Genomic DNA, 8,681 nt, shown 5'->3' with positions numbered 1-8,681 from the left:
TCGCCGGAAGCGCTCTATCCGTTGTCACCTTGGTGCGGTCGAGAAGACTCGAACTTCCACGGGTTGCCCCACAGCGACCTCAACGCTGCGCGTCTACCAATTCCGCCACGACCGCTCGTGGTGAGGCGCGGCAGGTAGCAAACCGCAACGGGTTTGGAAAGAGCGGAGTTGCGAGTTCGGGGCCGGCGCGACAAAGCGGCCGATTTCAACGGGGTCTGGGCCTGGCTCGGCGCACCAATTCCGGCGGCGCGTCGCCGATCTTCAACATCAGGCCATCGCGTACGAACCGTCCGGACACGGGAATGGAATCGGCGCCGGGCGATCCGCCCTCGCTCACCCAGCGCGACACGTAGGTGAAGGTGAGGCGATCGCCGTCGATCTTCGCGGGAAAGACCTCCGAACCGTTGCACCAACCTTCGCAGAGCTCGAAATCGACCGTCGGCGAGAGACCGTCATAGACCCGAATGCGCACCCCGCCCTGGTCTCCGGTGACGGTGGAGATCCGGACGGAATCGTAGAGACCGCCATGGCCCGCGCGATCGGCCGCGCTCGAGGCGCCGGCGGTCATGGCGCCCAGCAGCGCCAAGGCGCAAAGCATGTGTCTCATCGCCGTCTCCGAGCGTCGTAGACGATCTTGGCCCGCGCTCAAGCGTCAGCGCAATCCCTGGTCAGGAGCCGCCGGCCATGTAGTCGTAGACGTCGGCGGCGCGGGTCACCTGGATGGCGATGCGGTCGTCGCTGATCTGGATCTCGCCCCGGGCGATGGGGTGGTTGTTGGCCAGGATCCAGACCTCGTCGTTGGTCTTGGCGTCCAGCGGGATCACCGCGCCGCGGCCCATGCGCAGCAGCTGCTGCATCGGCAGGATCGACCGTCCCAGAAGAACGGAGATCTCGACATTGACGGCGTTGACCTGGCTCACGAAGTAAGTCCCTGGATTTCACACGCGATCACGTTCGATCGCGCGCCACCCGATGCAAGACTAAGGCCGTATGCTTGATCGCCCGTTAAACCTTGAAAATTCGACACTTCCGTCTTTGGGAGCGCCCGACGGCGCGCCCGTGGGGTGGGCGGTTTCGACCGGGTACGTGCCCTACCCGGCAGCCGTTGCCGCCATGGAGGCCCGCGCGGCCGCCATCGCCGACGGGACGGCGGGCGAGCTGGTCTGGCTGCTGGAGCATCCGCCGCTCTACACGGCCGGCGTCTCGTCCAAGCCCGCCGACCTGATCGCGCCCGACCGGTTCCCGGTGTTCGAGAGCGGCCGCGGCGGCCAGTTCACCTATCACGGCCCCGGCCAGCGGGTGGCCTATGTGATGCTGGACCTGACCAGGCGCGGACGCGACGTGCGCGCCTTCGTCGCGGCGCTGGAGGCCTGGATCATCGACGCCCTCGCCGCCTTCAACGTGGTCGGCGAGATGCGCGAGGGCCGGGTCGGGGTCTGGGTCGAGCGCAAGGGCCCGGGCTGGTCGCGCGAGGACAAGATCGCCGCCATCGGCGTCAAGCTGCGGCGCTGGGTCAGCTTCCACGGCATCAGCCTGAACGTGGAGCCGGACCTGGAGCACTTCTCCGGGATCGTGCCGTGCGGCCAGACCGAGCACGGCGTCACCAGCCTGGTCGACCTGGGCCTGCCGGTGACGATGGACGAGGCGGACGAGGCGCTGCGGGCGGCGTTCCAGCGGGTGTTCGGGCCGATCGAGACCGCCGAGGCGCCGGTCTAGACCTTAATCCGCTCATCCCGGCGAATGCCGGGATGAGCGGGACATCAAATAGTCTAGACCGTCGCGGCCGGCTTCAGCGGGTTGGGTCCGTAGCGATTGGCGCCCTGCTCGCCCGGCATCACGCCCAGTTCGACGATCGCCCAGACGATGATCCCGGCGAACAGGAAGTCGAGGAAGTGCTTGGGCGTCGGCCAGACGGCGACCAGCGACATCAGCACCAGCGCCGCCCACCAGCCCGACCGCCCCCGGTCGTGCAACCGCTTGGACAGCACGCAGGCCCCGCAGAACACCAGGGTCGGATAGACCAGCCAGCCGGTCAGCCAATGCAAGGCGTCGGGCAGGCTGGCGTCGTAGAGGATGGCGACGCCCAGCAGCACCCCGGCCGCCATCAGGAACGGTCCGCGCGCGGTCCGGCCCGTGGCCGACAGGAACAGGTCCCACCCTTCCGCGCGTTCGTTCATCCCGTCCGGCCCCAGCGACTCCGATACCCGAACCTAGGCCGCGCCGCGTTTCAGCGGAAGGCCTCTGCTAGGAGAAGACCTCGGCCACCGTCTCGGTGGGCTCCACGCCCTTGGGCGACGGCCCGTAGGCGTTCTTGCCATGGGTGCCGTCCATGAAGCCGAACTCGACCAGGTACCACAGCCCGACCATGCCGGTTCCGATGTCGACGAACACCTTCCACATGGCGAACTCGGGGTCGGAGAGGAAGCTCAGCCCCATCGAGACCAGGGACGGAACCCAGTAGTTCGCCGCCATCCAGCCGGTCTTGTCGCGGTCGTGGATCCGCTTCACCAGGATGGCGATCGACGGCCACAGGAAGACCAGGGTCGCGGCCTGGAAGCGCGGATCCTCGGGCTGGATCTTCAAGGCGATGATCAGCGGAAAGACGATCACCCCGATCGCCACGCCCAGCGCCAGGTTGCACAGCCAGTAGTCGCGCCGGCGCAGGCGGCCCTTGAAGCTGAAGAACTTCTGCAGAAGGTTCATCGAGACCGCCCCGCGTCGCGTCAGGCGAAGACGTCGGCGAGGGCGCCGTCGGTTTCGCCGCCAATCCCCTTCGGCGATTTGCCGAAACGGTTGACGCCCTGGGTCCCGTCCAGGATGCCCAGGTTGATCAGGGCCCACACGCCGCCGACGAGCGGAACGAACTCGATCAGCAGCCACCAGCCGCTTTGATTGCGGTCATGGCAGCGCTTCACCCCGACGGCCAGGCTGGGCCAGATCAGCACCGCGCTCACACCGAGCTGCAGGATGGTCGCTTCGGCGCTCTCGCCGGTGACCTCGACGCCCATGACCGCCGCCATGGCGTAGGCCACCATCGCGATCGCGACCAGCAACAGGCTCAGCAGCCAGTAGTCGCGTCGGCGAAGGCGTCCCTGGAACGAGAACAGCTTCTGCGTGAACGTCATCGAATCCCCCAAGCTCTACCCTGGGACGACAAGACCATGTCTAGGCGAACTCGACCAGCACCTCGTCGGCGGCCACGGGGTCCCCGCCCTTGGCGTTGACGACCTTCACGACGCCGTCGCGCTCGGCGCGGATGATGTTCTGCATCTTCATGGCCTCGAGCACGCAGACGACCTCGCCCTCGCGGACCTGCTGGCCGGTGACGACGTCCATGCTGACCACCAGGCCCGGCATCGGCGACAGCACCAGCTTGGAGGTGTCGGCGGCCTGCTTCTCGGGCAGCTTGTCGTGCAGCTCGGCCGAGCGCGGGGTCAGGACCAGCACCTTGGCCTTGGCGGCGCGGTGGCGGATCGTGAAGCCCTCGGCGGCCGGCGTGACCTGGACGGTGAAGGCCTTTCCGTCCAGCCGGCCCAGGAACACCGGCTTGCCGGGACGCCAGTCGACGGTCTCCAGCTCGATGGTGCGGCCTTCGTCGGGCAGTTCGACCGACAGATGCTCGGCCTCGCCCGACAGCTTCACCCGTCGCTTGGCGTGGCCGACGGCGACGATCCATTCGGTGCGCACCGGATTGCTCAGCCCCGCATCCGTATTGCGCGCCCGGGCCGCGTAGACCCGCTGCATGGCCGCGCCCACGGCGGTCAGCACGTCGACCTGCTCGGGCGTGGGGTCCACGCCTTTGAAGCCGTCGGCGAACTCGTCCTTGATGTAGTTGGTCGAGATCTTGCCCGAGCGGTAGCGCTCCTGGTCCATGACCGCGGCCAGGAACGGGATGTTCTGGCCCAGGCCCTCGATGTGGAAATCCTCCAGCGCCCGGCCCATGCCGTCGATGGCGCCCAGGCGCGTCGGGGCCCAGGTGCAGAGCTTGGAGATCATCGGGTCGTAGTACATCGAGATCTCGTCGCCCTCGCGGACGCCGGCGTCGTTGCGGACGGTGTAGCCGTCCTGCTGGCCCTCGGCGGGCGGGTCGTAGCGGACCAGGCGGCCGATGCTGGGCAGGAACTTGCGGTACGGGTCCTCGGCGTAGATGCGGCTCTCGATGGCCCAGCCGTTGATCTTCAGGTCGTCCTGCTTGAAGGCCAGCGTCTCGCCCCAGGCCGAGCGGATCATCTGCTCCACTAGATCCAGCCCCGTGATCAGCTCGGTGACCGGGTGCTCGACCTGCAGGCGGGTGTTCATCTCCAGGAAGTAGAAGCTCTTGTCCTGGCCGGCCACGAACTCGACCGTGCCGGCGCTGTCGTAGTTCACGGCCTTGGCCAGGGCCACGGCCTGGGCGCCCATGGCCGCGCGGGTGGCCTCGTCCAGCAGCGGCGACGGGGCTTCCTCGATGACCTTCTGGTTTCGGCGCTGGATCGAGCACTCCCGCTCAAACAGGTGGACGACGTTGCCGTGCTTGTCGCCCAGCACCTGGATCTCGATGTGGCGCGGGCTCTCGATGAACTTCTCGATGAAGATGCGGTCGTCGCCGAAGCTGGCCTTGGCCTCGGCGCGCACGGCCGGGAAGCCCTCCTCGACGTCCTGCCGGCTCCAGGCCACGCGGATGCCCTTGCCGCCGCCGCCGGCCGAGGCCTTGATCATGACCGGATAGCCGATCTGCTCGGAGATCTTCACGGCGTGGGCGGTGTCGTCGATCTCGCCGATGTGGCCGGGCACGCAGGAGACGCCGGCGGCCTGGGCGAACTTCTTGCTCTCGATCTTGTCGCCCATGGCCTGGATGGCGCCGGGATTGGGACCGATGAAGACCACGCCCTCGTCGGCGCAGCGCTGGGCGAAGCCGGCGTTTTCCGACAGGAAGCCGAATCCCGGGTGAACCGCCTCGGCCCCGGTCTGCTTGCAGGCGGCGATGATCTTGTCGGCCACCAGATAGGACTGCGCGGCGGGCGCGGCACCGATGTGCACGGTCTCGTCGGCCATCTCGACGGCCAGGCTGTCGGCGTCGGCGTCGGAATAGACGACGACGGTCTTGATGCCCAGGCGGCGGCAGGTCTTGATCACGCGGACCGCGATTTCGCCCCGGTTGGCGATCAGCAGCTTCTTGAACATCCCGGCCCTTCCCTACGCATTTCTAATTGTCTCGTTGGACAGGCACTAGCAGGCCGCCAGAGGTTTGCAACGGCGCCGCAGCGTGACATTGTCCATGACACCGGTTTCCAAGCCGGATCGAAACAATGAGCGACGATCAGCCACGGGTTTTCGTTTCGCAATCGCGAAACCCTCCCGACCGGCCTGTCGCGCCGCCCGAGAGGAAACCGTCGATGCTCCGCCCCGCCCTCGCCCCGCTGATCCTGGCCGCTGTTCTGGCGGCCGGTCCCGCCTTGGCCCAGACCGCCCCGGCCCCGGCGACGCCGGCTCCAACCCCGGCCTACGGCCGCACGATCACCCTGGCCGAGGCCAAGACGGTGGTCGCCGCCGCCGAGGCCGAGGCCCGCAAGCAGGGCTGGACCATGGTGATCGTGGTGGTCGAGCCCAACGGCGCCCTGGTGATGAGCGAGAAGATGGACGGGACGCAGTACGGCTCCAACGACGTGGCCCGCCGCAAGGCCGAGACCAGCGCCAACTTCCGCCGGCCGACGTCCTACTTCCAGGAGGCGGTGAAGGGCGGCACCCTGAACTCGATCTTCAGCGGCGCGATGGCCATCGAGGGCGGCGAGCTGCTGATCATCGACGGCAAGATCGCCGGCGCCGTCGGCGCCTCGGGCGGCTCCGGCGCCCAGGACGGCCAGGTGGCTCGCGCCGGGGCGGCGGCGCTGAAATAACCCCAAACTCCGCTCATCCCGGCATTCGCCGGGATGAGCGGATCAAATCTAGGCCGCGAACTCCCGCGCGAACAGCGCCAGGTACTCGTCGTGCTTGGCGCCCGCCTCGGGCGTGACCAGGCGGCCGATCGCGGCGCTGAAGGTCACCGGCGCCAGGCCCGAGGCCGTGACGATCTTGCCGTCCGCCACCGCCTTGGGCGAGTCGACATAGCCCTCGATCCCCGCATAGTCCGGCGCGTGGCCGGCCAGCCATTCGGCGCCGTTCGAGGTGTGGGCCTTGCCGGCCAGCAGCCCCGCCCGGGCCACGGCGACGGTCGCGCCGCAGATCGCGCCCACGATCTTGCCGTCGGCGTGGACCTGGCGCAGCAGGCCGTCGAAGGCCTCGTCGCGATAGCCGGGCCAGGCGTCCGAGCCGATCAGCAGGAAGACGTCGGCGTCCGACAGCACCGGGTCGGTGAACTTGTAGTCCGAGGCGGCCAGAACGCCGCCGATCGAGGTCTGCGGCTCGCCGTCCGGCGTGGCGATCTCGACCTGCACCCCGCAATATTCGCGCAGGTAGGACAGCACCGACCCGGCCTCCCAGTCGGCCCAGCCCGGTTGCAGGAATGCGACGGCGACGGTCATGGCGGGGTCCTTTCGGCGACGAGGATCGAACGCGGAGGACAGCCTTATGCTCCGTCGCGTCGGCGCCTGTCAGCAGGCGATCACCCCCTACCGCAAAAGGCTTCGAGCGCCCATATTGCCGCTCATGACCGACACAGCCCATCTCTCCACGACCGGCTTCGACCTGACCCCGCCGACCGAGCCCGAGCGCCTGCGCCTCGAGGCCGACCTGACGGCCGAGGAAGCCCGCGTCCTGCTGCACCACGGCACCGAGGCCCCGTTCTGCGGCGGCCTGCTGGGCGAGAAGAGCCCCGGCGTCTACTGCTGCCGCGAGTGCGGCCTGCCCTTGTTCGAGTACCGCACCAAGTTCGAGAGCGGCACCGGCTGGCCCAGCTTCTACGCCCCGTTCGACGAGGAGCACGTCAAGGAGGTGCGCGACACCTCGTACGGCATGCTCCGCGTCGAGACCCGCTGCGCCCGCTGCGACAGCCACCAGGGCCACGTCTTCCCCGACGGCCCGGCCCCGACGCGGCTGCGCTACTGCATCAATTCGGTGTCGCTGCAGTTCGTGAAGGCCGGCGATCCCCTGCCCGACCCGCTGCATCGCGGCGACAAGGTTCCGGCCTAGTCTTATCCCCAGCTTGGCGGAGCGCCGCCGGGTGTCGGCGCTCCGCTTCGCGTTAGGCTTCGACCGACTCGCGCGGCTTGGCCGTCGCGCCCAGGCCGGCGCTGATCGCCTGGGCGTAGTCGGCGGGCGTGGGCTGACCATCGCCCGACGCCTCGGTCGACCAGATCCCGCTGCTGTTCCACAGGAAGCCGCCGGTGACCCCGGTCCCGGCGAAGGTCTGGAAGGTCTGCTGCATCTCCTCGGGCCCGAAGCCGTCGGCGCCCAGCACCGCGAAGCCCGGCACGATGAAGGCGTAGGCGTCGGACACGCCCGTCTCGCCCGCCGCCTGGACGGCCTGGGCCCAGTCAGTGGGCGAATTGCCCGTCCCGCCCGCATAGCACTGCAGGTTCATCCACTTGACGATCTGGGCCTGGTTGTTCTGGGCGTAGACGTCGGTCAGGCAGCCCGTCCAGAAGTCGGTCGCCGTGTACGGACAATAGGTGGCGTAGAGGCCCAGCGACCCGACATCGAGCGTCAGGGTGACGATCATCGACTGGTCCTGGCTGGTGTAGCCGTCCTCGGACTCGTAGTCGAAATCGACGCCGGTCACGCCGAAGGCCGAGACCAGGGCGCCCAGGTTGGCCTTCACCTGGTCGCGAGCGGCCAGCCAGGCCGTGAAGTCGCTGGTCGTGCTCCAGGCGCCGACCGAGACGATCAGGTCCTTGACGCTGCCGCCGCTCATCAGCGCCTTCACCAGGTCCGGGAAGTCCGGATTGACGCCGGTCTTGCCGTCGGTGGCATATTTGACCTCGCCGCCGCTCACGAACAGCGTGTCGTTCAGGTAGAGGTCGCCGCCCGAGTGGATGTGGATCGACCACAGGATGACCGTGGTGATCCCGTCGGTCAGCTGGGCGGCCTGCTGGGTATAGGGCACCGGCGGGGTGGGATAACCGTCCTGAAACAGACCGCTGCCATAGATGGCGATGGGATAGGCCGACATGGGCAATGCCTCCGGCTCGGAATGAGCGGCGGCACGTTAGCGCAAGATGAAACTTATGCGCGTATTTCTATTTCACTATCGTGTTACGACGTTGCCGCCCTCGGTGACCATCGGGTTGCTGTAGGTCAGGTAGCCGCGCTCGACCATGCGCCGCATGGCCTCGTAGACCTCGGCCAGTTCCTCGTAGGCGGCCCGCAGGGTGGCCAGGCGCGCCGTCTGCTCGGCCGTGATCGCGGACCCGCCCTCGGTCATGGCCACGGCTTCCGCCACCCAGCGGGCCCGGGCCATGGCCGCGGCCACCGCCAGGCGCTGGAACTTGCCGGCGTCGCTCTTGCCAACCACCTGCGAGATCACGGCGGTGTTGGAGGCAAAGGCGGTGTAGTCGATCTGCTCCAGCTGGCCGCGCAGGCGGCGCTGGGTCTGGGGATCGGTGTCCTGCGGCTCGAAATGGTCGTGGCCGCGGCGAAAGCTGGATGTCACGGTCGAGGACATGACGGTCTTCCCTGGTCTCCGCCCTGCTGGCGGATTGCGGGAAACTCTGCGCCCGCCGCCTTAACGGCCGATTGAGAAGCGTCAGCGCGCCCCTTGCCAAGAC

General features: G+C 68.2%; 12 protein-coding genes and 1 tRNA gene. 3 read left to right on the top strand and 10 right to left on the bottom strand.

Annotated features, from left to right (window positions below):
• Window positions 1-30: 30 nt before the first annotated feature.
• The 3 genes from WAE60_RS20505 to WAE60_RS20495 form a co-directional block, all read right to left on the bottom strand.
• A tRNA-Leu gene (locus WAE60_RS20505) sits at window positions 31-115 on the bottom strand.
• 90 nt (window positions 116-205) lie between these two features.
• The gene (locus WAE60_RS20500; RefSeq protein WP_337688342.1) at window positions 206-598 is read right to left on the bottom strand and encodes a hypothetical protein; all 393 of its coding nucleotides are present in this window, start codon (window positions 596-598) and stop codon (window positions 206-208) included.
• A gap of 70 nt (window positions 599-668) precedes the next feature.
• The gene (locus WAE60_RS20495; RefSeq protein WP_012287186.1) at window positions 669-920 is read right to left on the bottom strand and encodes a FliM/FliN family flagellar motor switch protein; all 252 of its coding nucleotides are present in this window, start codon (window positions 918-920) and stop codon (window positions 669-671) included.
• Window positions 921-990: 70 nt separating this feature from the next.
• Here WAE60_RS20495 and lipB point away from each other — a divergent pair, with 70 nt between their 5' ends.
• Entirely contained in the window at window positions 991-1,716 is a 726-nt protein-coding gene (lipB, locus tag WAE60_RS20490; RefSeq protein WP_029916636.1) for a lipoyl(octanoyl) transferase LipB, read from the top strand.
• 53 nt (window positions 1,717-1,769) lie between these two features.
• Here lipB and WAE60_RS20485 read toward each other — a convergent pair whose 3' ends face one another.
• From WAE60_RS20485 to WAE60_RS20470, 4 genes are all read right to left on the bottom strand, one after another.
• Window positions 1,770-2,177 carry a DUF805 domain-containing protein gene (locus tag WAE60_RS20485; protein ID WP_337688334.1) on the bottom strand — a complete coding sequence of 136 codons (408 nt, stop codon included), beginning with the start codon at window positions 2,175-2,177 and terminating at the stop codon, window positions 1,770-1,772.
• Window positions 2,178-2,244: 67 nt separating this feature from the next.
• Entirely contained in the window at window positions 2,245-2,703 is a 459-nt protein-coding gene (locus WAE60_RS20480; protein ID WP_337688333.1) for a DUF805 domain-containing protein, read from the bottom strand.
• Window positions 2,704-2,723: 20 nt separating this feature from the next.
• Window positions 2,724-3,125 carry a DUF805 domain-containing protein gene (locus WAE60_RS20475; RefSeq protein ID WP_337688331.1) on the bottom strand — a complete coding sequence of 134 codons (402 nt, stop codon included), beginning with the start codon at window positions 3,123-3,125 and terminating at the stop codon, window positions 2,724-2,726.
• A 40-nt stretch (window positions 3,126-3,165) separates the two neighbouring features.
• The gene (locus WAE60_RS20470) at window positions 3,166-5,163 is read right to left on the bottom strand and encodes an acetyl/propionyl/methylcrotonyl-CoA carboxylase subunit alpha (protein WP_337688329.1); all 1,998 of its coding nucleotides are present in this window, start codon (window positions 5,161-5,163) and stop codon (window positions 3,166-3,168) included.
• 212 nt (window positions 5,164-5,375) lie between these two features.
• Here WAE60_RS20470 and WAE60_RS20465 point away from each other — a divergent pair, with 212 nt between their 5' ends.
• On the top strand, window positions 5,376-5,876 hold the full coding sequence (locus tag WAE60_RS20465) for a heme-binding protein (RefSeq protein ID WP_337688327.1): 501 nt from the start codon (window positions 5,376-5,378) through the stop codon (window positions 5,874-5,876).
• Between the two features lie 48 nt (window positions 5,877-5,924).
• Here WAE60_RS20465 and WAE60_RS20460 read toward each other — a convergent pair whose 3' ends face one another.
• Window positions 5,925-6,500: a DJ-1/PfpI family protein gene (locus tag WAE60_RS20460; RefSeq protein WP_337688325.1), complete on the bottom strand. Its 576-nt coding sequence runs from the start codon at window positions 6,498-6,500 to the stop codon at window positions 5,925-5,927.
• A 124-nt stretch (window positions 6,501-6,624) separates the two neighbouring features.
• On the opposite strand from WAE60_RS20460, the gene msrB reads away from it, so the two are divergent.
• Window positions 6,625-7,107: a peptide-methionine (R)-S-oxide reductase MsrB gene (gene msrB / locus WAE60_RS20455; protein ID WP_337688324.1), complete on the top strand. Its 483-nt coding sequence runs from the start codon at window positions 6,625-6,627 to the stop codon at window positions 7,105-7,107.
• A gap of 52 nt (window positions 7,108-7,159) precedes the next feature.
• Here msrB and WAE60_RS20450 read toward each other — a convergent pair whose 3' ends face one another.
• Window positions 7,160-8,086 (bottom strand): hypothetical protein, encoded by a 927-nt coding sequence (locus WAE60_RS20450; RefSeq protein WP_337688322.1) that lies wholly within the window; start codon window positions 8,084-8,086, stop codon window positions 7,160-7,162.
• A 75-nt stretch (window positions 8,087-8,161) separates the two neighbouring features.
• Window positions 8,162-8,578: a hypothetical protein gene (locus WAE60_RS20445; protein ID WP_029916652.1), complete on the bottom strand. Its 417-nt coding sequence runs from the start codon at window positions 8,576-8,578 to the stop codon at window positions 8,162-8,164.
• Between the last annotated feature and the right edge of the window lie 103 nt (window positions 8,579-8,681).

The organism is Caulobacter sp. CCG-8 (assembly GCF_037402475.1).
Taxonomy (GTDB): domain Bacteria; phylum Pseudomonadota; class Alphaproteobacteria; order Caulobacterales; family Caulobacteraceae; genus Caulobacter.
The sequence above is the reverse complement of the archived record's forward strand: the minus strand, read 5'-3'. Positions and strand labels throughout refer to the sequence as shown.

Coding starts and splice junctions, on each gene's coding strand:
- WAE60_RS20480 (WP_337688333.1), bottom strand. CDS start 2,703: ATGAACCTTCTGCAGAAGTTCTTCAGCTTCAAGGGCCGCCTGCGCCGG.
- WAE60_RS20500 (WP_337688342.1), bottom strand. CDS start 598: ATGCTTTGCGCCTTGGCGCTGCTGGGCGCCATGACCGCCGGCGCCTCG.
- lipB (WP_029916636.1), top strand. CDS start 991: ATGCTTGATCGCCCGTTAAACCTTGAAAATTCGACACTTCCGTCTTTG.
- WAE60_RS20470 (WP_337688329.1), bottom strand. CDS start 5,163: ATGTTCAAGAAGCTGCTGATCGCCAACCGGGGCGAAATCGCGGTCCGC.
- WAE60_RS20460 (WP_337688325.1), bottom strand. CDS start 6,500: ATGACCGTCGCCGTCGCATTCCTGCAACCGGGCTGGGCCGACTGGGAG.
- WAE60_RS20485 (WP_337688334.1), bottom strand. CDS start 2,177: ATGAACGAACGCGCGGAAGGGTGGGACCTGTTCCTGTCGGCCACGGGC.
- msrB (WP_337688324.1), top strand. CDS start 6,625: ATGACCGACACAGCCCATCTCTCCACGACCGGCTTCGACCTGACCCCG.
- WAE60_RS20465 (WP_337688327.1), top strand. CDS start 5,376: ATGCTCCGCCCCGCCCTCGCCCCGCTGATCCTGGCCGCTGTTCTGGCG.
- WAE60_RS20450 (WP_337688322.1), bottom strand. CDS start 8,086: ATGTCGGCCTATCCCATCGCCATCTATGGCAGCGGTCTGTTTCAGGAC.
- WAE60_RS20475 (WP_337688331.1), bottom strand. CDS start 3,125: ATGACGTTCACGCAGAAGCTGTTCTCGTTCCAGGGACGCCTTCGCCGA.
- WAE60_RS20445 (WP_029916652.1), bottom strand. CDS start 8,578: ATGTCCTCGACCGTGACATCCAGCTTTCGCCGCGGCCACGACCATTTC.